Origin of the sequence: Streptomyces sp. NPDC048636 (genome assembly GCF_040650655.1) — a bacterium.
GTDB lineage: Bacteria > Actinomycetota > Actinomycetes > Streptomycetales > Streptomycetaceae > Streptomyces.
Genome location: NZ_JBEZHR010000019.1, coordinates 24,367 through 49,187 on the forward strand (window position 1 = coordinate 24,367; position 24,821 = coordinate 49,187).

Genomic DNA, 24,821 nt, shown 5'->3' on the forward strand with positions numbered 1-24,821 from the left:
AGAGGAGTGAGCCATGCCGCAAGAAGCCCGCGCCGTCGTCGCGGTCAAAAAGGGTGCCCCCGTGGAGGTGGTGCCGATCATCGTGCCCGATCCCGGCCCCGGCGAGGTGCTGGTGGCCGTCCAGGCGTGCGGGGTGTGCCACACCGATCTGCACTACCGGGAGGGCGCGATCAGTGACGAGTTCCCGTATCTGCTGGGGCACGAGGCGGCGGGGACCATCGAGGCCGTGGGGCCGGGTGTCAGCGGGCTCGCCCCCGGCGACTATGTCGTCCTGGCCTGGCGGGCCCCCTGCGGCGGCTGCCGCTCCTGCCGCCGGGGCCGCCCCTGGTACTGCTTCGACAGCCGCAACGCCGCCCAGCCGATGACCCTCGCGGACGGCACCCCGCTCAGCCCGGCCCTGGGCATCGGGGCGTTCGCCGAGAAGACGCTGGTCGCGGCGGGCCAGGCGGTCAAGATCGACCCATCCGCCCGCCCCGAGGCGGCGGGCCTGATCGGCTGTGGGGTGATGGCCGGTTACGGCGCGGCCGTCCACACCGGCCAGGTCTCCAACGGGGACACGGTGGCCGTCATCGGCTGCGGCGGGGTCGGCAACGCGGCCATCACCGGCGCCTCGCTCGCCGGGGCCCGCCGGGTGATCGCGGTCGACATCGACGACAAGAAGCTGGACGCGGCCACCCGCTTCGGCGCCACCGACACCGTCAACTCCCGCGGTACCGACCCGATCGAGGCGGTGCGCGAGCTGACCGGCGGCTTCGGCGCCGATGTGGTCATCGACGCGGTGGGCCGCCCCGAGACCTACCGGCAGGGCTTCTATATGCGCGACCACGCCGGAGTGCTGGTGCAGGTCGGGGTGCCGGATCCGGAGATGCGGATCGACCTGCCGCTGATCGACCTGTTCTCCCGCGGCGGCGCCCTCAAGTCGTCGTGGTACGGGGACTGCCTGCCCAGCCGGGACTTCCCCGTCCTGGTCGACCTCCATCTCAGCCGCAAGCTGGACCTGGAGGCGTTCATCACCGAGACCATCGCACTGGACGAGGTGGAACCGGCGTTCGCCAAGATGCAGCGCGGCGAGGTACTGCGTTCGGTGGTGGTCCTGTGAGCACCGAAGCCCTCGGCGGGCCGCGCGGACGCGTCGTCATCGTCGGCGCCGGTATCGTCGGCTGCTCGCTGGCCGACGAGCTGACCGCCCGCGGCTGGAGCGAGGTCACCGTCCTGGAGCAGGGGCCGCTGCTGGCCCCCGGCGGCTCCACCTCGCACGCGCCCGGACTGGTCTTCCAGACCAGCCCCTCCAAGACCCTCACCGACTTCGCCGCCTACACCGTGCGGAAGTTCTCCGCCCTCGAGGTGGACGGGCTGTCCTGCTTCAACCCGGTGGGCGGGCTGGAGATCGCCACCAGCGAGGAGCGCTGGGCCGATCTGCACCGCAAGGCCGGACTCGCCGCCTCCTGGGGCGTACGGGCCGAACTGCTCACCCCGGCCCGCTGCGCCGAGCTGTGGCCGCTGCTGGACCAGGAGAAGATCTTCGGCGGGCTGCACACCCCGGACGACGGACTCGCCCGCGCCCTGCTCGCCTCCCGCGCCCAGCTGGAGCGGGCCACCGAGCGCGGCGCCCGCTTCCTGGACCGGCACACCGTGACCGGGATCGAGCAGGAGGACGGCCGGGTCACCGGGGTGGTCACCGACCGGGGCCGGTTCGACGCCGACATCGTGGTCTCCGCCGCCGGATTCTGGGGCCCGCGGATCGGCGCGATGGCCGGGGTGCCGGTTCCGCTGCTGCCGCTTGCGCACCAGTACGCCAAGACCGCGCCGCTGCCCGAGCTCGCCGGGCTGAACGACCCGCGCACCGAGGCGAACCGGCCCATCCTGCGCTTCCAGGACCGCGATCTGTACTACCGCGAGCACACCGACCGCATCGGCATCGGCACCTACGCCCACCGTCCGATACCGGTCGACCTGGCCGAGGTGCCCGCCTACGACGACGCCCCCGTGATGCCGTCCTCGCTGCCGTTCACCGCGGAGGATTTCGCGCCCAGCTGGGAAGAGAGCGTCGGACTGCTGCCCGCGCTCGGCGCCAGCCATGTCGAGGAGGGGTTCAACGGCGTCTTCTCCTTCACCCCCGACGGTATGCCGGTGCTCGGCGAGTCCCGCGAGGTGCGCGGCTTCTGGCTGGCCGAGGCGGTGTGGGTCACCCACTCCGCGGGCGTCGCCAAGGCCGTCGCCGAATGGATGACCGACGGGCGCCCGAGCACGGATGTGCACGGCTGCGATCTCTACCGCTTCGAGGACGCCCAGCGCTCCCCCGCCTATGTGGCCGAACGCGGCGCCCAGAACTTCGTCGAGGTCTATGACGTCATCCACCCGCTTCAGCCCATGGAGCGGCCCCGCCCCCTGCGGGTCAGCCCCTTCCACATCCGGCAGCGGGAGCTGGGCGCGTACTTCCTGGAGGGCGGCGGCTGGGAGCGGCCGCACTGGTACGAGGCCAACGCCGGGCTCGCCGAGGGTGTCCAACTGCCCCCGCGCGACGCCTGGTCGGCCCGCTACTGGTCGCCGATCGCCGCCGCCGAGGCCCGGGTCACCCGGGAGCGTGTCGCGCTGTACGACATGACGCCGCTCAAGCGGCTGGAGGTCAGCGGACGCGGCGCGCTCGCCTTCCTCCAGCGGATGACCACCAACCAGCTGGCGAAGAAGCCCGGTGCGGTCACCTACACCCTGCTGCTGGACGAGGCCGGGGGCGTGCGCAGCGATCTTACCGTCGCCCGGCTGGCGGAGAACCGCTTCCAGGTGGGCGCCAACGGTGGCCTGGACCTGGACTGGCTGCTGCGCCACGCACCGGAAGGGGGCACCTCCCCGTCGGAGACTGGGGGAGTGCACATCACCGACATCACCCCGGGTACCGCGTGCATCGGGGTGTGGGGCCCGCTCGCCCGGGAGCTGGTCCAGCCGCTCACCCGCGACGACTTCTCCCATGGCGCGTTCGGCTACTTCAAGGCCCGGCAGACCCACATCGGCCATGTGCCGGTCACCGCGATGCGGCTGAGCTACGTCGGCGAACTGGGCTGGGAGCTGTACACCACCGCCGATATGGGCCTGCGGCTGTGGGACACCCTCTGGGAGGCGGGTCAGCGGCACGGTGTGATCGCCGCCGGGCGCTCGGCCTTCAACAGCCTGCGGCTGGAGAAGGGGTACCGCGCCTGGGGCCATGACATGACCACCGAGCACGACCCGTACGAGGCCGGAGTGGGCTTCGCCGTCCGGATGGACAAGGGCGAGTTCATCGGGCGAGCCGCCTTGGAGGGCCGCTCCGAGGAGACCGCGCGGCGCAGGCTGACCTGTCTCACCCTGGACGATCCGGCCGCCCTGGTCATGGGCAGCGAGCCGGTGTTCGTCGACGGCGCGCCCGCGGGCTATGTGACCAGCGCGGCCTACGGCTACACCGTCGGCCGCACCGTCGCCTACGCCTGGCTGCCCGCCGCGGCCGCCGTGCCCGGCACCGCCGTGCACATCGAGTACTTCGGTGAGAAGGTCCCCGCGACCGTCGCCGCGGAGCCCCTCTTCGACCCGCGGATGACCCGGATCCGCCGCTGACCCCCCGGCGTCCGTGGCACCTCGCCGTCCGCAGAGATTCCCTCCGTATCCCCTCGAGCTCTTCGACCCCGCCGGCCGACCGCCGCGCCCGCCTGAGGAGAACCCCCATGACTGTGGCTCCCGAATCCCCTGCCGCCACATCCCCCAGTCTGCTCACCACTCTCCCCGGCCACTGGTACACCTCTCCCGGAATCTTCCGGCAGGAGCAGGAGCACCTGTTCGAGGCCCTGTGGTACTGCGCCGTACGCGGCGCCGACCTGGACCGGCCCGGAGCCTTCCGCACCGTGCAGGTCGGCCGGGAGAGTGTGCTGATCACCCGCAACCGCCGGGGTGAACTCCGCGCGTTCCTCAATGTCTGCCGTCACCGCGGCGCCCGGCTGTGCACCGAGGAGTCCGGCACCGTCCGGCGCTCGCTCCAGTGCCCGTACCACGCCTGGACCTACGATCTGGACGGCAAGCTCACCGCCGCCCCCAACCTCCAGAAGATGCCCGATATCGACCGGGTGGAACGCGGACTGATCCCGGTGGCCCTGCGCGAATGGCTCGGCTACGCCTGGGTGTGTCTGGCCGACCGGCCGCCGTCCTTCGAGGAGACGGTGATCGGATCGGTCGCCGAACGGCTGGGCGACGCCGAGGCGGTGGAGCGCTACGAGGTGTCGACGCTGGCCCTCGGCCGCCGGATCAGCTATGACATCCGGGCCAACTGGAAGCTGATCGTCGAGAACTTCATGGAGTGCTACCACTGCGCGACGATCCACCCGGAACTCACCGAGGTGCTCCCGGAGTTCGCCGACGGTCTGGCCGCACAGTACTTCGTCGGTCATGGCGCGGAGTTCGCCGAGGAGGCCGAGGGGTTCACGGTGGACGGCAGCGCGGGCTTCGGCCGGATCACCGGGATCGCCGAGGAACAGGACCGCCGCTACTACGCGATCACGGTACGGCCGCAGGTGTTCGTCAACCTGGTGCCCGACCATGTGATCGTCCACCGGATGTTCCCGCTCGCCGCCGACCGCACCCTGGTGGAGTGCGACTGGCTCTACGCACCGGACGTCGTGGCCTCCGCCTCCGAGGCGGACCTGTCGAAGTCGGTCGAGCTCTTTCACCGCGTCAACACCCAGGACTTCGACGCCTGTGAGCGCACCCAGCCCGCGATGGACTCGCGGGCATACCGGCGCGGCGGGGTGCTCGTCCCCAGCGAGCATCACATCGGCGCCTTCCACCAGTGGGTGACCGACCATGTCCCCACCCCGGAAGCGGAGGAACGCCCGTGACTGATCTCTTCATAGGTGGCCAGTGGACCGGAGCGATCGACCAGCGCACCCGGGAGATCCGCTGCCCCGCCGACGGCCGTCTGGTGGCGGTCGTCGACGAGGGCGGCGGCAAGGACGCGGCCGAGGCGGTGGCCGCCGCCCGGGAGGCGTTCGACCGGGGGCCGTGGCCCCACACCCCGGCGGCCGCCCGCGGTGATCTGCTGCTGCGGGTGGCGGAGCTGCTGGAGCGGGACCGGGCCGCGCTCGCCCGCGCCGAATCCCTGGACACCGGGAAACGGCTGGCCGAGAGCGAACTCGACATCGACGATGTCGCGGCCTGTTTCCGCTACTACGGCAGGCTGGTGCGCACCGAGGTGGACCGGGAGGTGGACACCGGTGTCGAGCACGCCGTCAGCCGGGTGGTCCATGAGCCGGTCGGGGTCTGTGCCCTGATCACGCCGTGGAACTATCCGCTGTTGCAGACCTCGTGGAAAGTGGCGCCCGCGCTGGCCGGGGGCAACACCTTCGTCCTCAAGCCCAGTGAGCTGACCCCGAGCACCGCCATCGCCCTGATGCGGCTGCTGATGGAGGCGGGGCTGCCGGAGGGGGTGGCCAATCTGGTGCTCGGCCCCGGGGCGGAGGCCGGGGCGCCGCTCACCGACAGCCCCGATGTGGACATGGTGTCCTTCACCGGCGGACTGCGGACCGGGCGGCGCATCATGGCCGCGGCCTCGGGCACGGTCAAACGGACCTCACTCGAGCTGGGCGGCAAGAACCCCAATGTGGTCTTCGCAGACGCCGACTTCGAGGCGGCCGTGGACTACGCGCTCACCGCGGTCTTCCTCCACTCCGGACAGGTCTGCTCGGCCGGTGCCCGGCTGCTGGTGGAGGACTCGCTGCACGACGCCTTCGTCGACGAGGTGGTGCGCCGTGCCGAGGCGATCCGGCTGGGTGGGCCGTTCGACGCGCACGCCCAGACCGGTCCGCTGATCTCGGCCGCGCACCGGGCAAAGATCGAGGCGTATGTGGCGGCGGGGATCGCGGAGGGGGCGCGGCTGCGCTGCGGCGGGGCCCGGCCGGACGACCCGGCCCTGGCGGACGGCTTCTACTACCGGCCGACCGTGCTGGACGAGTGCCACAGTGGAATGTCGGTACTGGCCGACGAGTCCTTCGGGCCGGTGCTCACGGTGGAACGTTTCGCCTCCGAGGACGAGGCGGTACGGCTGGCCAATGACACCATCTACGGACTCGCGGGGGCGGTGTGGTCCGGTGACGAGGGCCGGGCGCACCGGGTCGCGTCCCGGCTGCGGCTGGGCACCGTATGGATCAACGACTACCACCCCTATCTGCCGCAGGCGGAGTGGGGCGGGTTCAAACAGTCCGGGACCGGACGGGAACTGGGGCCCAGCGGTCTCGCGGAGTACCGCGAGGCCAAGCACATCTGGCGCAACACCCGCCCCCGTGCCCAGGGCTGGTTCGCCTGAATTTGGAGTCCGCACATGCCCCCTTCCCACGATGACGCCGAACTCGCGGAGTTCGGCTACCGCCCCGAACTGAAGAGAACACTCGGCAACTTCCACACCTTCGCCGCCGGGATCAGCTATATCTCCATCCTCACCGGCACCTTCCAGCTCTTCTACTTCGGCTACGGCCAGGGCGGGCCCGCCTACTGGTGGTCCTGGCCGATGGTCTTCGCCGGACAGCTCATGGTGGCGCTGTGCTTCGCCGAACTGGCCGCCCGCTATCCGGTCGCGGGCTCGGTCTACAACTGGTCCAAACGGCTGGGCAACGCCCATGTGGGCTGGCTCGCCGGGTGGATGATGCTGGTCGCCTCGATCGTGTCGCTGGCCGCGGTGGCCCTGGCGTACCAGCTGACGCTGCCGCAGATCTCCTCGTCGTTCCAGTTCGTCGGGGACGGCAGCGGACAGTACGACACGGCGGCCAACGCGGTGCTGCTGGCCGCGGTACTCATCCTCTTCACCACCCTGGTCAACGCCTTCGGGGTCAAGCTGATGGCGCGGATCAACACCGCGGGCGTCTTCCTCGAACTCGTCGCCACCGTGGTGCTGATCGTGCTCTTCGCCGTCCATGTGGTGCGCGGCCCGGAGGTGGTCACCGAGACCGCGCACACCGGCTCCGGCCAGAGCCTCGGCTATCTGGGCGCCTTCCTCACCGCCTCGCTCGCCTCCGCGTATGTGATGTACGGCTTCGACACGGCCGCCTCGCTCGGTGAGGAGTCCCTGGACCCCTCGCGCAACGCGCCCCGCGCCATCCTGCGCGCGCTCATCGCCTCCTTCGTGCTGGGCGGGCTGATCCTGCTGCTGGCGCTGATGAGCGTGGGCAGTCTGACCGGCGAGGGGCTGTCCACCGACGGACTCCAGTACATCGTGCTCGACGTCCTGGGCTCGACGGTCGGCAAGGCGATGCTGTGGTGCGTACTGATCGCGGTGACCGTATGCGCGCTGGCCGTGCACACCGCCGCCGTACGGCTGGCGTTCGCGATGGCGCGGGACAACAACCTGCCCGCGGCCTCGCTGATGGCCCGGGTCAGCCCGCGGTTCAAGACCCCGGTGCTGCCCGCGGTGATCGTGGGGGTGCTCGCGCTGGCCGTACTGGCCGTCAACATCCGCCAGCCGCAGATCTTCTCGGTGGTGACCAGTATCGGCATCATCATGATCTATCTCGCCTATCTGCTGGTGACCCTGCCGATGCTGGTGGCGCGGCTGCGCGGGAAGTGGACCCCGGCCGGTGAGGGGCGGTTCTCCCTGGGCCGTTTCGGACTGCCGGTCAATCTGCTCGCGGTGCTGTGGGGCGCGGGGATGATGCTCAACCTCGCCTGGCCCCGGGACGCGGTCTACAACGCGGCTCCCCCGCACCACTGGTATCTGCGCTGGGGCGCGTTCCTCTTCGTGGGGACCGTCGCGCTCGGCGGCTTCGCCTACTACTGGTTCGTCCAGCGCCACCGCACCGGCGTGCTGGCCGAGCACGCGGCCGTGGACGGCGGCGAACCGTCCGGTACCCCGGTCCCCGCCGTCAGCGACTGAACGGACCGAAGGAGGAGAGAGCCATGGACGAGTTCGACTATGTGGTGGTCGGCGGCGGTACGGCCGGCAATGTGGTCGCGGCGCGGCTGAGCGAGGACCCCTCGGTCACGGTGTGTCTGCTGGAGGCGGGCCCCTCCGACGTCGGCGACGACAACGTACTGCGGCTGGACCGCTGGATGGGACTGCTGGAGTCCGGCTACGACTGGGACTACCCCATCGAACCGCAGGAGTCCGGCAACAGCTTCATGCGGCACGCCCGCGCCAAGGTCCTCGGCGGCTGCTCGTCCCACAACTCCTGTATCGCCTTCTGGGCCCCGGCCGAGGACCTCAACGAGTGGGCGGCGGGCGGCTGTACGGGCTGGAACGCCGATGAGACCTTTCCCCTGTACCGCCGTCTGGAGACCAACGACGCGCCCGGCGACCACCACGGGCGCGGCGGCCCGGTCACCATCCGCACCGTACCGCCGAAGGATCCGTGCGGGGCCGCGCTGCTGGCGGCGTGTGCCGAGGCGGGCATTCCCACCACTCCGTTCAACACCGGCACCACGGTGGTCCGCGGTGCCCACTGGTTCCAGATCAACTCCGATGAGAACAACACCCGTCAGTCGTCCTCGGTCGCCTATCTCCACCCGATCATGGGGAAGCGGCCCAATCTGGAGATCCGCACCGGGGTGCAGGCGAAACAGCTGGTACTGGATACGGACCGGCACTGCCGCGGGGTCGACTGCCTCTCCCCCGATCTGATCCACACCCTCCGGGTGCGGGCGCGGCGGGAGGTGATCGTTTCCTGTGGCGCCATCGACTCCCCGAAGCTGCTGATGCTCTCCGGTATCGGCCCGGCCGGTCAGCTGCGCGAGGTGGGCATCGACGTGGCAGTGGACGCCCCGGGCGTCGGTGAGAACCTCCAGGACCACCCGGAGGGCGTGATCATGTGGGAGGCGAAGCAGCCCATGGTCACCAGCTCCACCCAGTGGTGGGAGATCGGCGTCTTCGCGGGTACCGAACCGGGTCTGGACCGGCCGGACCTGATGTTCCACTACGGCTCGGTGCCGTTCGACATGAACACCTACCGGCGCGGCTACCCGACCTCGGAGAACGCCTTCTGCCTCACCCCCAATGTGACCCGCGCCCGCTCCACCGGCACCGTCCGGCTGCGCACCCGCGACTTCCGCGACAAACCCCGGGTGGACCCCCGCTACTTCACCCATGAACACGACATCCGCGTGATGACGTACGGGCTGCGGCTGGCACGGGAGATCGCGGCCCGGCCCGCGCTGGCCGAGTGGGCGGGGGCCGAACTCGCCCCCGGCCCGGAGGTGAACACCGACGAGGAGCTCTTCGGGTACATCCGTGACACCCACAACACCGTCTACCACCCGGCGTGCACGGTGAAGATGGGAGCGCCGGACGACCCTTCGGCACCGCTCGACCCCCGGCTGCGGGTGAAGGGGGTGAGCGGGCTGCGGGTGTGCGACGGCTCGGTGATGCCGCATCTGGTCGCCGTCAACCCGTGCATCACCACGATGATGATCGGCGAAAAGTGCGCCGACATGATCAAGCAGGGGGTCTAGCCGAGCCCCGGACGCTTCAACAGGCCCCCGCGGTCGCCTCTTTCCGCCCCCTTCCGGATGTTCCGGGAGGGGGCGCACCGCGATGCCCGAATGCCCGACTCGTCCGTTCGGGTGACCTCCTGTCCGGAGCGTTGCCTTCCTTATCACCGGAATGGGTTACTGAATCCGTCTGATTCCGGTGGGCCGCCCATCCTTTCCGGAGGAGTGGAAGGCGCCCGCCCGAATTCGGAAGCACCCGAGTGATGCGGTCGTGCCCTGCCCTCCTCCGTGACAGGACGTGCAGGGACCGGCCAAGGCGGCGCCCGCGTAAGGGCGGCCACCTCGGCGCGGCGGGCCCCGCGAGCTGGTCTGGAGCCGTCATGCCGACGCCCTATCGCCCCTACGGGCTGGTCATCGTCACGGACGGCGGCGGTGATTGCCTCGCCGTCGTCGACCCGGAGTCCCACAGGATCGTCCGCACCCTCCGCGCGCCGATCCCGCTCGTGGCGCGGTCGGCCCCCGACCGGCTGGTGATCTGCACCGCGGCCGATCTCAACGGAGTGCCGGCGACGCTGGACACCGCCGCCCTGCTCGGCTCGCTCCCCCGGCCCCGCGCGGGCGCGGGTCCGCTGTTCGCAGCCGCGCGGTCCGGGGCGGAGGAGGATCCGCCGACCATCCTCCTGGAGGCGTTCTCGGGGGTCTTCCCGGACCAGGGTCCGTACGGCGGCGGCACGCTGGTGACCATCATCGGACACCACTTCGGCTTCGCCACCGATGTGTCCTTCGGCCCCCATCCGGCGGCCAGTTTCTCCGTACTGGACGACGAGACGATCGTGGCCGTGAGCCCCTGGGGCACCGGAGCGGTGCCGGTCACGGTCACCACCCCCGGTGGCACCGCCCCGATCGGCATCTTCTACTACATCCCCTGGCCCGGGCTGAAGACCATCACGCCCGACGCCGGGCCGGTCGGCGGCGGCAATGTCGTCGAGCTCACCGGCGTCAATCTGAGCACCGCTCAGCTGGTGTACTTCGGCGACTCCCTCGCGTTCCCCACCGCCGTCTCCGACCAGCAGCTCCTGGTGACCGCGCCGCCCGCGACCGGGGCGGGCACCGTCCCGGTGTGGGTCGCCGCTGTCGGCGGGGTGAGCAACCGGCTCGCCTACACCTACGCGCCGGTCCCCACCGTCACCGGGGTCACCCCGTCCACCGGGCCGATCGCGGGCGGCTCCACCCTCGTCCTGACCGGCACCGGACTCTCCCTCGTCAGCGCCGTCACCGTCGGCGGTGTCCCCGCGGTCTCCTTCCGCGCCTACTCCGACACCCTGCTGGTGGTGGTGACCCCGCCGGGGACGCCCGGCTCCGCCGACATCACCGTGACCACCCCCGGCGGCACCGTGACCCTGGCCGGGGCCTTCGGCTATCTGGCGCCGACCGAAACGGCCGTCAGCTCGCTGCCCGACCCCTCCCTCGTCGGCGAACCGGTGACCATCACCGCCACGGTCACGGGTGTTCCGCCCACCACCGGGACCCCGACCGGCACCGTCACCTTCGACTTCGGCGACGGTACGGAGCCCGTCACCACCTCGCTCACCGACGGCACGGCCACGGTCGGCCACACCTACCTCGCCCCGTCACAGACGCCCTACACCATCACCGCCACCTACAACGGCGAGGTGCTGTTCTTCGCCTCCACCGGTACGGACACCCAGGTGGTGACGGCGGCCTCGACCACCACCACGGTGACCGGCTCTCCCGACCCCTCCCAGACCGGGCAGCCGGTCACCTTCGTGGCACGGGTGGCTCCGGTGGCGCCGGGAGCCGGGACCCCGAACGGCACGGTGACCTTCGACTTCGGCGACGGCACCCCGACGGTCGACCTGCCGCTGTCCGGTGTGGCCGTGACGGTGGACCATGTCTACACGTCCACCAGTGGCAGCCCGTACACGGTCACCGCCACCTACAGCGGCGACACCAACTTCACCGCGTCCGGCGGCACCGACACCCAGACCGTCGGGCAGGCGACGACGAGTGTGGCGGTCGGTGTCTCTCCCAGCCCGTCGACGGCCGGGGAGCCGGTGACCGTGACCGCCACGGTCAGCGCACTGCCACCGGGCGCGGGCACCCCCACCGGCACCGTCACCTTCGACTTCGGCGACGGCACCCCACCCGTCCCCGTCACCCTCACCGGCTCCACCGCCGAGACCACCCACACCTATGCGGGGACCACCGGCAGCCCGTACACCATCACCGCCACCTACAGCGGCGACGCCGACTTCTCCGCCGCCTCGGGCACGGCCGGTGCGACGGTGGGGCAGTCCGCCTCGACGACCACCGTGATCTCGGGGCCCGATCCGGCCGCGGCGGGCGAGCCGGTGACGTTCACCGCGACGGTGGCCGCCGTACCGCCCGGGGCGGGCACCCCCACCGGCACCGTCACCTTCGACTTCGGCGACGGCACCCCGCCCGTCCCCGTCACCCTCACCGGCTCCACCGCCGAGACCACCCACACCTATGCGGGGACTTCCGGCAGCCCGTACGCCATCTCCGCCACCTACAGCGGTGACGCCGACTTCACCGCCTCCCTCGGCACCGGCGCCCAGACGGTGCGGCCCTCCGATACCACCACCAGCCTGACCTCCGCCCCCGACCCCTCCCTCGTGGGTGAGCCGGTGACGTTCACCGCGACGGTGGCCGCCGCGCCGCCCGGGGCGGGCACCCCCACCGGCACCGTCACCTTCGACTTCGGCGACGGCACCCCGATCGTCACCGTGGTCGTGGGAGGTGTCGCCGAGGCCACCCACGCCTTCAGCGCCGCCGCCGAGACCCCCTACACCGTCACCGCCACCTACAACGGCGACGCCGACTTCGGCACGTCGGTGGGTACCGCTCTCCAGACCGTCCAGCCCGCCGACACCACCACCACCGTGAGCTCCGCGCCCGACCCCTCCACGGTGGGGCAGGCGACGACGTTCGTCGCGAAGGTCACCCCCGAGGAACCGGCGGCCGGTACCCCCACCGGCACGGTGACCTTCGAGTTCAGCGACGGCGCCCCGACCGTCACCGTACCCGTCGCGGGCGGCACCGCGACCGTCACCCGCGCCAACCCGGATGTGGCGGACAGCCCGTACACGGTCGACGCCACCTACAGCGGCGACAGCGACTTCAACGCCTCGGAGGGATCGGACACCCAAGTGGTGAGCCAGGCGGTGTCGGCGACGGTGGTGAGCGCCGACCCGGAGCCCTCGGTGACCGGCCAGACGGTTACCCTCAGCGCGACCGTGGCCGCCGTACCGCCCGGGGCGGGCACCCCCACCGGCACCGTCACCTTCGACTTCGGTGACGGCACGGCCACCGAGACCGTGCCGCTGACGGGCGGCACAGCCGAGGTCGACCACGCGTACGCCAACGCGTCGCAGAGCCCGTACCCCGTGAGCGTCACCTACGACGGTGACACCAACTTCCTGGCGTCCAACGGCACCTGGCTGCACGGCGTCGAACCGGCCGGTACCACCACCACGGTCACCGCCGCCCCCGATCCGTCCGTGACCGGTGAGACGATCACGGTCACCGTGACCCCGGCCGCACCCGGCGTCGGTCTCCCGACCGGTCAGGTCACCTTCGACTTCGGCGACGGCACCCCGATCCTGACCGCCGAACTCGTGAACGGCACGGTGACGGTCAACCACGCCTACACCACCGCGAGTGGCAGCCCGTACACCATCACCGGCGCCTACACCGGGGACGCCAACTTCGCCCCGTCCGAGGACACCATCTCCCATGTCGTCGAACCGGCCGACACCACCACCACACTGACCTCGTCGGCGGAGCCCTCGGCGGTGGGCCAGACCGTGACGCTGATCGCGCGGGTGGCACCGGTGCCGCCGGGCGCCGGGGCACCCGGCGGCACGGTCGTCTTCGACTTCGGCGACGGCTCCTCCCCCGTCACCGTGCCGGTCTCGGCCGGTATCGCCATGACGACGCACGCCTACGGCAGTACCGCGGGCAGCCCGTACACCATCACCGCTTCCTACAGCGGCGACGGTGACTTCGCCGCGTCCGTCGGGACGTTCGACCAGCGGGTGGAAGCGGATGTGTCGAGCACCTCGACCACGGTCATCTCCTCCCCCGACCCGTCCGTCGTCGGCCAGGCGGTCACCTTCACCGCGACCGTGGCGGTCCTGCCGCCCGCCTCGGGCACCGCCACCGGCACGGTGACCTTCGACTTCGGCGACGGCACCCCGACCGTCGCCGTGCCCGTGACCGGCGCCGGTCCGGTGACGGCGAGCGCCGACCACATCTACGCCTCCACCGCGGGGAGCCCCTACACGATCACCGCTGTCTACAGCGGCGACGCCAACTTCGCGGGCTCGACCGGGGCCGACGCCCACACGGTGGACCTGGCCGACTCCACCACCACGCTGGCCGCCACCCCGAACCCCTCGGTGACCGGCGAACCGGTCACCTTCACCGCGACCGTGGCACCGGCGACGGTGGGCGCCGGTACCCCGACCGGGACCGTGACCTTCGACTTCGGTGATGGCTCGGACTCCCTCCTGGTGCCGCTGGCCGACGGGGTCGCGACCGCGGTCCACGCGTACGCGGATCCCTCCGGCAGCCCGTACACCGTCACCACCACCTACAACGGCGACGCCGGTTTCAGCTCCTCCACGGACACCGCGACCCAGACGGTCGACCAGGCCGCCACCGCGACCACCGTGTTCGCCACGCCCGATCCGACCGTGGTCGGCCAGCCGGTGGCCGTGACCGCGGCCGTGGCCCCGGTGTCCCCGGGCACCGGCACCCCGACCGGCGAGGTCACCTTCGACTTCGGCGACGGCAGCCCGACCGTCACCGTCGACACCGTGGGCGGTCTGGCCACGGTCACCCATCCGTACGCCACCACCGCGGCCAGCCCGTACACCATCACCGCCACCTACAGCGGCGACACCGGCTACGCCACTTCCACCGTCACCACCACCCACACCGTCCAGCAGACCGCGACCACCAGTACGGTGACCATCGGTCAGGGCCCCACGGTGGTGGGTGAGGCGGTGACCGTCACCGCCACGGTCACCGCCGTGCCACCGGGCGCCGGGACCCCGGACGGCACGGTCACCGTCGACTTCGGTGACGGCACAACTCCCGTCACCGCGCCGCTGGTCGGCGGAGCCCTCAGCGTCAGCCACGCCTACACCACCAGCCTCGGCAGCCCGTACACCATCTCCGCCGTCTACAACGGCAGCGGCGACTTCGGCACCTCGGTGGCCACGGCCGCCCACACGGTGACCCAGGACGCCACCAGCACCACGGTGACCGCCGCACCGCAGCCCTCCGTGGTGGGCCAACCGGTCACCTACACCGCGTCGGTGGCTCCGGTGGGGCCGGGCGGCGGTTCGCCGACCGGCACGGTGACCTTCGACTTCGGCGACGGCAGCCTCCCGGCCGCGGTCCCCGTGGTCGCCGGGGTGGCCACCGTCGACCACATCTTCAGCAGCGCGGCGGGCAGTCCGTACACGGTGACCGTCACCTACAGCGGTGACACCGATTACACGGGCTCGATCGACACCTTCGCCCAGACCGTGAACCAGTCCCACTCCAGCACGGCGGTGACCCTGTCGCCCGTGCCGTCGGTGGTGGGGCAGCAAGTGACCGTCATCGCGACGGTCTCGGCCGCCGCGCCGGGCGCCGGAACCCCCACCGGCACCGTCACCTTCGACTTCGGCGACGGCAGCGCGCCCGTCACCGTGCCGCTCAGCGCCGGGGTGGCGACCGCCGACCACATCTGGACCAATACGGTCGGCAGCCCGTACGCCGTCACCGCCGACTACAGCGGGGACACCGACTTCACCGGCTCCAGCGGCGCCGTGGTCCAGACCGTGGACCCGGCCGCGACCGCCACCGCGGTGACCGGCTCGCCCGACCCCTCGGTGCCGGGCCAGCCGGTGACCTTCACCGCCACCGTCTCGGCGCTCGCCCCCGGGACCGGAACCCCCACCGGCACCGTCACCTTCGACTTCGGCGACGGCAGTGGCCCCGTCACCGCGGATCTCATCGGCGGCGGCGCCACCGTCGACCACGTCTGGACGGGCACCGCGGGCAGCCCGTACACCGTGACCGCCTCCTATGACGGCGACGCCGACTTCACCGCCTCCAGCGGCACCGACGCCCAGAGCGTCGCCCCGGCCACGACCACCACCTCCGTGCTCACCCTGCCGGATCCGTCGGTGACGGGCCAGACCGTGACGTTCATCGCGCGGGTGACGCCGGACGCCCCGGCCGACGGCTCCCCGACCGGGATGGTGACCTTCCACTTCGGCGACGGCAGCGCACCGGTCACCGTCCCCGTCATGGGCGGTGAGGCCACCGCCACCCACGACTACACCACCGCGGCGGGCAGCCCGTACTCGGTCACCGCCTCCTACAGCGGCGACACCGACTTCACCGGTTCGGTGGGCACCGTCGCGCACACCGTCTTCCCGGCGCCGTCCGCCACGGTGATCGTCTCGTCGCCGGATCCGTCCGTGACGGGCGAGCCGGTGACGGTCACCGCCACCGTCTCGGCGGCCGCGCCCGGCGTCGGAATCCCCACCGGCACCGTCATCTTCGACTTCGGCGACGGCAGCGCGCCGCTTTCCGCGGACCTCGTCGGCGGCAGTGCCGTTGTCAGCCACGTCTGGACCACCACCTCCGGGAGCCCCTACGGGATCACGGCCGTCTACGGCGGGGACGCCGGGTTCACCGGCTCCAGCGGGACCGACACCCAGACCGTCGTCCCGGCCACGACCACCACCGCGGTGGCCACCTCGCCCAACCCCTCGGTGGCGGGCGAGCCGGTGACCGTCACGGCCACCGTCTCGGCGGCCGCGCCCGGCGCCGGAACCCCCACCGGCACCGTCACCTTCACCTTCGGCGACGGCACCCCCTCCGTGTCCGCGTCGCTCGCGGCGGGACAGGCGTCCGTCAGCCACATCTGGACGGGCACCGCGGGCAGTCCGTACACCGTCACCGCCGACTACAACGGTGACGCCGACTTCACCGTCTCCACCGGCACCGGCAGCCAGACCGTCGGCCAGGCCGTCACCGCCATGACCCTGGTGTCCTCACCCGACCCGTCCGTGGCCGGGGAGGAGGTCACCTTCACCGCCAGGGTGGCGGCCACCGCTCCCGGCGCGGGCAACCCCAGCGGCACCGTCACCTTCGACTTCGGCGACGGCGGCGCACCGGTCACGGCGATGGTCTCCGGCGGGGCGGCGACCATCAGCCACTCCTACGCGGACTCCTCCGGGAGCCCCTATACGGCCACCGCGGACTACAGCGGGGACGCCGACTTCGCCCCGGCCACCGCCACCAACACCCATACGGTGTCGCCCGGAGCCGCCACCACCTCCACGACGGTGGTCTCCTCCCCGGGCCCCTCGACGACCGGGCAGGCGGTGCTCGTCACCGCCACCGTGGCCCCGGTCCCGCCCGCCGGCGGAGTGCCCACCGGTACGGTCTCCTTCGACTTCGGCGACGGCACGGCGGTGATCACCACGCCGCTCATCGCCGGGGTGGCGACGGTCGCCCACTCCTACACGAGCGCGACGGGCAGCCCGTACACGGTCACCGCCTCCTACAGCGGCGACGGCGACTTCAGCTCCTCCGCGGGCTCGGACGTCCAGACGGTGACCCCGGCGGAGACGACCACCACGGTCACCTCGGCACCGGATCCGTCGGTGACCGGCCAGCCGGTGACCCTCACCGCGGCCGTGGTACCGGTCGCCCCCGGCGCGGGCGTGCCCACCGGGATCGTCACCTTCGACTTCGGCGACGGCAGCCCCACCGTGATGGCGCCCCTCGACGGTGGCACGGCCCGGATCACCCACACCTACACCGCCGCGGGTGGACCCTTCACGGTCGGCGCCGACTACCTCGGGGACGCCAGCTTCACGGCGTCCAGCGGCAGCGACACCCAGACGGTCGGCCCGGCGGCGACGACCACGGCGGTGGTCTCCTCCCCCGACCCCACCGTGGCCGGACAGTCCACCACCATCACCGCCAATGTCGCGTCCGCCGCGCCCGGCGCGGGAACCCCCACCGGCACGGTGCTGTTCAGCTTCGGCGACGGCACCCCGGATGTCGGCGCACCGGTGAACAACGGCCTGGCCGTGGTCTCCCATGTGTACACGGGGTCCTCCGGCAGTCCGTACACCCTCACCGGTACCTACCAGGGGGACGCCAGCTTCACGGCGTCCAGCGGCAGCGACACCCAGACCGTCAACAAGGCGAACACCACCACCGCCGTGGTCTCCTCGCCCGACCCGACCGTCACCGGACAGTCCACCACCGTCACCGCCACCGTCACCTCCGTCGCCCCCGGCGCCGGAACCCCCACCGGCACCGTCACCTTCACCTTCGGCGACGGCACCGGCAGCGCCACCGCCACCCTGACGGGCGGAGTGGCGACCGTCAGCCACGCCTACCCGGGCACGTCCGGCAGTCCGTACGCCATCAACGCCACGTACAACGGCGACGACACCTTCACCACCTCGAACGGCAGCGACACCCAGACCGTCAACCGGGCCGCCACCACCACCGCCGTGGTCTCCTCGCCCGACCCGACCGTCACCGGACAGTCCACCACCATCACCGCCACCGTCACCTCCGTCGCCCCCGGCGCCGGAACCCCCACCGGCACCGTCACCTTCACCTTCGGCGACGGCACCGGCAACGCCACCGCCACCCTGACGGGCGGAGTGGCGAGCATCAGCCATGTCTACAACACCCGGACGGGCAGCCCCTTCGCCATCACCGCCACCTACAACGCGGACGCCAACTTCACGGCGTCAAGCGGCACCGACACCCAGACGGTCAACAAGGCGAACACCACCACCACGGTGGTCTCCGTTCCGGATCCCTCGGCGACGGGCCAGTCGGTCACCTTCACCGCGACGGTCACCCCGCAGGCGCCCGGCAACGGCACCCCGGCCGGTACGGTCACCTTCACCTTCGGTGACGGCACGGGCAGCACGACCGCGACGCTCTCCGGAGGGGTCGCGACGGTCACCCACCCCTTCGGCGGCACCACCGGGAGCCCGTACTCCGTCACCGCCACCTACAACGGCAGCGACTCCTTCAACACCTCCCTCGGCACCGACTCCCAGAGCGTCAACCGGGCGTCCACCGCCACCAGCGTGGTGTCCACACCGGATCCCTCGGGGGCGGGCCAGTCGGTGACCCTCACCGCCACCGTGGCGGCCATCCCGCCCGGTGCGGGGACTCCCACCGGCACCGTCACCTTCAGCTTCGGCGACGGCACCGGCAACGCCACGGCGACACTCTCCGGAGGGGTCGCCGGCGTCACCCACACCTACACCAGCAGGACCGGAAGCCCCTTCCCCATCACCGCCACCTACAACGGCGACACCAACTTCACCACGTCCACGGGCACCGACACCCAGACGGTGACCAAAGCCGCGACCACCACCACGGTGACCACGACCCCCGACCCGTCGGTGGTCGGCCAGACGGTGACCGCGCGGGCGGTTGTCTCGCCCTCCGGGGGCGGGACCGTCACCTTCTCCTTCGGTGACGGCAGCGCCTCCGTCACCGTCCCGGTCCTCCTGGGAATCGCGACCGCCACCCGCACCTACACCACCACGACGGGGAGTCCGTTCACCGTCACCGGCACCTTCAACGGCACCGACGGCCTGGCCCCCTCCACCGGCACCGACACCCAGACCGTCAACAAGGCGTCCACCACCACCGCCGTGGTCGCCGCGCCGAACCCCGCGAGGGTCAATGACCGGGTGACCCTCACCGCCACGGTGGCCACGGTCCTCCCCGGTACCGGCACACCCACCGGAACCGTCACCCTCGCCATCCCGGGGCGGACCCCGCAGACCGTGACGCTGGTCAACGGTGTGGCCTCCGGGGAGTTCAATCCGCTCCCCAAGGGGACGTACACCGTCACCGCCAACTACAACGGCTCCGTCAACCACGCGGCCTCGGCGGGAAGTACCTCGCTGATGGTGGTGAACTGACCCCCTCGGAAGACGGACGCCGGTCCGCCGCCCCGGTCCGCTCCCGGGCGGTGTCGGAGACCTCGGCGGCCCCGGACGCCGGGGTCTCCGAGGGCCGCTTGTACATCCGGGTGGCGGTGATCTGGCCGTGCACCTGCTCGCCCTCCGGGTCGCTCTGCGGCAGTCCGGGCCGCAGATGCTCCTCGACGCTGATGTACTTCAGCCCCGCCCGCAGATCCGCGTCATTGCGCAACCGGATCACCAGCGGGAACTCGGCGAGCGCCGTGGTGTCGAACAGCCCCGTGGTGTACAGCAGCTGTACGCCCAGGGCGTCCGCCACCGCCCGCTGGAGCTCCAGCAGATAGGTGGCGTTGGCCCGGCCGATGGGGTTGTCGAGGAAGAGCGTGCCCGCGTGGCGGTGCTTGTCCCGGCCGCGGTCGTTGCTGCGCAGCGCGGCCATGGTGCAGTACAGGGCGATGGCGGCGGTCAGCAGCTGACCGCCGGAGAACACATCGCCCATCTGCCCGACCGGCACCCGCTCGGCCCGCAGCACCGCGTCCGGCTTGAGGATCTCGACCGCCACCCCGCGCGGCTGGAGCGCGGCGTGAACTCCGCGCAGCAGGAGGGACATTCCGTCCCGGCGGAGATCCGAGTTCTTCTTCACCGCGGAGCGGGTGGCCTCGTCGATGACCTCGCCCAGCCGCTCCGCCAGCGTGGCCTGGTCCGGGTCGTCGAAGCGGATCCGCAGGAACTCCTGGCCCGACCACTCGCCGAGACCTTCCGGGAGCCGGGAGAGCCGCTGGGCCGAACGCAGTGTGGCCAGACAGGATTCGACCAGGCCGCGCAGCCGGTCGACGATGCTGTCGCGGTTGCGCTCCAACTGCTCCAGCTCGTCGGTGAGTACGCGCAGCCGGGGCGCGAACGCCTCGGCCCAGGCCGACGCGTGCTCGGGCAGGGCCGCCGCGGGCAGCTCGCGGATCTGCTGCCGGGCCGGGGTGCGGACCTGCTCGTAGCGGGTGGAGTTGGCGTGCCGGACGAGGATGTCGCTCGCCTCCCGGACGGCCGATTCGGCCTGGGAGAGATCGGCGGCGCAGCCGCGCAGCGAGCGGCGGGTCTCGGCGGCGGCCTGGCGGGCCTCGGCGAGCTCCCCGCTGTACGGCTCGGGGCGCTCCCCCTCGTCCTCGCCCGTACCGGGTCCGTCGCGCAGCAGGTCCCGCAGCAGTGCGGCGGTCTCGTCGAAACCGCCCGCCGCGTCCTCGGCGGCGCGGTGGGAGCGCAGCAGCTCGGCGTGGGCGGCGCGGGCGGTGTCCAGCGCGTCGGTACGGGCGGCCAGTTCGGTGGTGGCGGTGCGCAGCAGCTCCTTGGCCCGCTCGGCGTCGGCGGGGACCAGCTCCCCGGGCAGCTCGGTGTGCGCGTCGCCGTCGTCGGCGGGTGCCAGCCGCTCGGCCTCACCGCGCAGCCGCCCCAGCTGCTCACTCGCCGCCGACGCGCGGGTCTCCAGCATCTGCACCAGCGATTCGGCGCGGGCGGCGGCCGCCTGGCGGGAGGGTCCGTCGGCACCGTCGGTGCCCTCCAGGAGCTGTGCGGCGCGGGTGCGGACCTTGTTGGTGAGCCGGTCGAGGGAGGCGAGGGCCGCGCTCTCGTCGCTTTCGGCACGGGCCTGTTCGGCGCGGAGGTCGGCGCCCACCCCGACCTTCTCGTAGACCTGGGAGGCGGCGCGGTACGCCTCGCGGAGCGCGGGCAGCGAGGCGCCGGGCGGCTCGCTGCCCTCCCCGAGGTCGTCGGGCGCGCCCGCGATCTCGGCCCGCTCGGCGCGCAGCGCGCGGGCGGTGCGGTGGGCGTCGTCGGCGGCGCGCTGGGCCGCGCGCCGGTCCTCGTCCGCGGCGCGGGCCCGGTCCACACAGGCGTCGGCCCGCTCCTCCGACTCGGCCGCCTCGTCGGCCAGTTCGCGCAGCCGGGTCTGCCAGGCGGCGCGCTGGCGGAGCCGGTGCGCCAGACCGGCCAGCGCGTCCGCCACGCGGCGGGCGCGCTGGGCCGCCTCCTGCCGCTCGTCACGGACCCGGGTGGCCTCGGTGGCGGCCTCGTCGGCCTCGGCGCGGGCCGTCCGCGCCTCCACGAGCTCCCGCTGTGCGGTGTCGGCGGTCTCGCGCGCCTCCTCGGCCGCGGCCGCCAGCTCGGCGAGCCGTCCCCGGGGGCAGCCGGTGCGCCAGGACACGAGCCGCGCCGAGAGCGCACGGTCCCCCGCCAGCCGGGCGGCGAGCGCCCGGATCTCCTCGTCGCGGGCGGTGGCGCGGGTGCGCAGCTCCCGCCGCTCGTCGTCGGCGGCGTGCTCGTCGTGCATCGCCGGGTTCGGCGGGACCAGGAACACACCGCTGTCCCGCTCGCCCGGCGCGGGCGTCGGCGCGAGCAGCGCGGCGGCGGTGCCGACGGCCACGGCGGACCGCGGCAGCAGCGACGCCTGTGCCAGCACCTCGCGGGCGCGGGCGTGGGTGGCGGGGTCGGTGATCACGACGCCGTCCACCAGCTCGGGGCGGGCGCTCAGCACGGCGGCGTGGTCGACCGGGTCGACGGCCTGGGCCAGGTAACGCCAGCCCGGGAGCGCCGGGATGCCGTGCTCACCGAGGAATTCGACGGCAGCCAGCACATCGGGGCTGGGCGGCAGCAGTCCGCCGTCGCCGAGGGCGGCGAGGATCCGCGCGTCGTCGGCGGCGGCGGTCCGCAGCTCGAACAGCTGCCGTTCGGCGGAGGCGACGCTCTCGTCGAGCAGTTCGCGCAGCGCCTCGGCGCTGCGGTCCAACTCCTCGGCGGTCAGCGGCCCTTCGGGGCGCAGGGGCGGCGTGGGCGGCGTGGGCGCGGGCTCGCCGCGCGACGGACGGGGGAGCGGAGCCTCCCCCGTGGTGTCCCCCAGCTCGGGGTCCCAGCAGTCGGGGTCGTCGGCGGAGGTGTCCGGGGTGCCCGTGGTGTCCTCGGCATGCCCGGTCCCGTCGGCATCGGCGCGGGGCGCGGGCGGCGGAACGGATCCGGGCGCGTCCTGTCCGGACCCGTCCCCGGCATCGGCCGAGACCCGGCCGGTGGGGCGCGAATCGGCGGCCACGGCACGGCGGCGACGATCGCCGCCCTCGTCCCCGCCGTCGTCCCCGTCCTCGTCCCCGTCCTCGATCCGGACGGTCACCCGGCCCGGTGGCACGGAGTCCGCGGCCAGGGTACGGCCGCCGCCCTCAGGATCCCCACGGTCCGCGCCCGACGAGACGCCCTCCGCGGGGCGGTCGTCGGCGGGCTGGCCGTCTCGGTCCCGGGTGCGGACTGTCGGTGCGTCGCCCGCGTCCTCCACGTAGGCGTGGTCGTCCGCCGGGTCCGGGCCGGGGTCGGGAGCGAACGGGCAGGGTGGGGGTTCGGCGCGGAACGCGGCGGGGAGTTGGGCCAGGCCCAGCATGTCGTCCGCGTCGGGGTCGTCGTCGACCGGGACCGTGATCCACCCGGCCCGGCCGGATTCGGCGGGCACCGGGCGGCCCCGGGGCGCGGGCACCGGGGCCGACGGCTGGGGCAGGCCGAGCAGTTCGACCAGGCGCTGTTCGGCGCCGAGTGCCTCGGCCGTGCGCAGCTCCGCCTCGTACGCGGACTCCGCGGCCCGTGCCGCGTCCGCCGCCCGCGCGGCGGCCAGTTCGGTGCGGGCCTGTTCGGCGGCGGCGGTCTTCGCGTGGTCGGTGCCCCGGCGGGCCGTCTCACGGGCGGCGTCCCAGGCGGCGGCCGCGGTCTTCTCCGCGTCGCTCGCGGCGAGCGCCGCGCGGGCCGGGTCGGCGTCCGGCGCGGAGTCGTCCAGCCATCCGGCGCGGACGGCCTCGGAGGTCTCCTGCTCGACCTCGGTGAGCCGCTGCCGCAGATGCTCGGCGTCACTGCGGGCGCGCTGGGCGGCGGTGGCGGCGGCCGTGGCGTCGCGGTGGGCGGCCTCACCGGTCTCCTGGAGGGCGGCGGAGCGCTCCTCCTCCTCGGTGGCCACCCGTTCGCCGTCCTCGGCGGCCGCGTGCAGGGCGCGTACCAGGTCGGCGGCGGCCTTGGCACGGGCGGCGAGGGCGGGGGCGGCGTCCCGCTCGGCCTCGCGGATGGCGGTGGCGACCCGGGCGGAGCGGTCGGCGGCGGCGCGGTGGCGCAGCACCGTCTCGGCGGCCTGCCAGGCGGAGTGCAGGGTACGGGCGTCGTTCAGCTCCCGGCGCTGCGCGGCGGCGCCCTTCTCGGCGGCGGTGAGCGCCAACGAGGCGTGACGGTAGGCGAGTTCGGCGGCGACGAGATCGCTGCGGCCGCGCGCCGTCTCGGCCTCGGTGACGGCGTACGCGGCGGAGGCCACCCGCTGGGCCAGCTCGGCGGCCCGGCCGCGCTCCTGCTCGCCCCGCGCGGAGAGGCGCCGGGCGAGCGTACGGGTGCGGCGCTCGGCGCCCGCGTGCACACCGCGCGCCTGCTCGCGCCGGTCGGCCGCCTCGGCGATCCGGGAGAGCAGATCCAGCGATCCTGCGGTGAAGTCCCGTTCGGCCGTCAGTTCGGCGCGGCGGCCCAGCTTGTGCGCGAAGCCGTGGACGAGGTCGGCGAGCCCGTCGGTGTCCCGGGTGTCGGTGACGGCGCGCAGCAGCAGATCGGTGAAGTCGGAGTCGTTCTTGACGGCGAAGAGCCCGGCCGCCTCGCCCTCGTCGGCGTTCATCTCCCGCTGGTAGCGGAAGAGTTCGGGGTCGAGGCCGAGGTCGCCGAGGTGTTCGTTCCACCGCTCGTGGATCTCCACCCAGACCACGTCCAGATGGGGATATGCCTTGCCCGCCTCGGTAAGGGCGTCGCGGAACCCCTTCATGGTGCGGCGGCGGCCGCGGGCGGTGGAGGCGCCCTCCGCGAGGGGCCGCACCGCGGCGGACTCGGCGACGGGCAGCGAGTCGAGGCTGAGCCCGGGGCCGGGGCGGAAGGAGTACCACGCCTCGGCGAACTTGCGCGGGTCGTTGGAGACCTGACGGCCGCGCCACTCGCTGACCTTGCCGACGACGACGGTCTCACCGGTGACGGTGTGCTGCCACTCCAGGGCGACATGTCCGCAGTCGTCGGCGAGCAGGAACTTGCGCAGCACACCGGAGCTGGCGCCGCCGAGGGTGTTGCGGTGACCGGGCAGCATCACCGAGAAGATCAGCTTGAGCAGGACGGACTTGCCGCCGCCGTTCTCCAGGAAGAGCACGCCCGCGGGGGCCGGCCGCCGGGGCGGGCCGACCGGCTCGTCCTCGAAGAACTCCGCCTGGGTGGGCGCGGGGCTGGGCACCGGCTCGCCGACTCCGCGCAGGTCCAGCACGGTGTCGGCGTAGCGCGCACCGGCCGGCCCGATGGAGTAGAGGCGGACCCGGGACAGCTCGTACATGGCGGCAG

General features: G+C 72.8%; 8 protein-coding genes. 7 read left to right on the forward strand and 1 reads right to left on the reverse strand.

Annotated features, from left to right (window positions below; all coding sequences use genetic code 11):
• Positions 1-13: 13 nt before the first annotated feature.
• The 7 genes from AB0C66_RS32820 (at position 14) to AB0C66_RS32850 (ending at position 19,451) form a co-directional block, all read left to right on the forward strand.
• The gene (locus AB0C66_RS32820; RefSeq protein ID WP_362447057.1) at positions 14-1,099 is read left to right on the forward strand and encodes an S-(hydroxymethyl)mycothiol dehydrogenase; all 1,086 of its coding nucleotides are present in this window, start codon (positions 14-16) and stop codon (positions 1,097-1,099) included.
• On the forward strand, positions 1,096-3,585 hold the full coding sequence (locus AB0C66_RS32825) for an FAD-dependent oxidoreductase (protein ID WP_362447060.1): 2,490 nt from the start codon (positions 1,096-1,098) through the stop codon (positions 3,583-3,585). Before AB0C66_RS32820 ends, AB0C66_RS32825 begins: the two co-directional genes overlap by 4 nt.
• A gap of 107 nt (positions 3,586-3,692) precedes the next feature.
• On the forward strand, positions 3,693-4,856 hold the full coding sequence (locus AB0C66_RS32830; protein WP_362447063.1) for an aromatic ring-hydroxylating dioxygenase subunit alpha: 1,164 nt from the start codon (positions 3,693-3,695) through the stop codon (positions 4,854-4,856).
• Positions 4,853-6,319 carry an aldehyde dehydrogenase family protein gene (locus tag AB0C66_RS32835; RefSeq protein WP_362447066.1) on the forward strand — a complete coding sequence of 489 codons (1,467 nt, stop codon included), beginning with the start codon at positions 4,853-4,855 and terminating at the stop codon, positions 6,317-6,319. Before AB0C66_RS32830 ends, AB0C66_RS32835 begins: the two co-directional genes overlap by 4 nt.
• 15 nt (positions 6,320-6,334) lie before the next feature.
• Positions 6,335-7,879, forward strand: coding sequence for an amino acid permease (locus AB0C66_RS32840; protein ID WP_362447069.1), 1,545 nt, complete (start codon positions 6,335-6,337; stop codon positions 7,877-7,879).
• Between the two features lie 23 nt (positions 7,880-7,902).
• Positions 7,903-9,450 (forward strand): GMC family oxidoreductase N-terminal domain-containing protein, encoded by a 1,548-nt coding sequence (locus tag AB0C66_RS32845; RefSeq protein ID WP_362447072.1) that lies wholly within the window; start codon positions 7,903-7,905, stop codon positions 9,448-9,450.
• A 359-nt stretch (positions 9,451-9,809) separates the two neighbouring features.
• Positions 9,810-19,451 (forward strand): Ig-like domain repeat protein, encoded by a 9,642-nt coding sequence (locus tag AB0C66_RS32850; RefSeq protein WP_362447075.1) that lies wholly within the window; start codon positions 9,810-9,812, stop codon positions 19,449-19,451.
• Here the strand turns inward: AB0C66_RS32850 and AB0C66_RS32855 are convergent.
• Complete coding sequence (locus AB0C66_RS32855; protein WP_362447078.1) at positions 19,402-24,813, reverse strand: hypothetical protein; 5,412 nt, start codon at positions 24,811-24,813, stop codon at positions 19,402-19,404. The two genes, AB0C66_RS32850 and AB0C66_RS32855, sit on opposite strands and share 50 nt — an antisense overlap.
• Positions 24,814-24,821 lie beyond the last annotated feature (8 nt).